Origin of the sequence: Paraburkholderia sp. SIMBA_030, assembly GCF_046535245.1 — a bacterium.
Taxonomy (GTDB): domain Bacteria; phylum Pseudomonadota; class Gammaproteobacteria; order Burkholderiales; family Burkholderiaceae; genus Paraburkholderia.
The window spans coordinates 1-257 of the sequence record NZ_JAWRXB010000988.1; the positions used below are offsets into that span (position 1 = coordinate 1).

At 59.5% G+C, this 257-nt stretch carries 1 pseudogene; it reads right to left on the reverse strand.

From position 1 onward, the window contains the following. Positions 1-257, reverse strand: a pseudogene (locus SB772_RS42975) (glucarate dehydratase); the annotation flags it as partial.

The following is a 257-nucleotide window of genomic DNA, read 5'->3' on the forward strand; positions in this document are numbered from 1 at the left end:
GGGTAACCCGGAAAGGCCTTTTTCAGCGCCTTGATGCACGCCACTTCATGCTCCGGTTCCAGCGCGCCGGCCTTGAGCTTGATGCTCTTGAAACCATAGGTCTCGATCATGCGCCGAGCCTGGGCGACGATCTGCTCTTCGTTCAGCGCTTCACCCCAGCTGTCGGGCTTGTAGGGGGAATCGATGTGCTGGGCGTACTTGAAAAACAGGTAGGCGCTGAACGGAATCTCGTCGCGGATCGCACCGCCCAGCAAGTC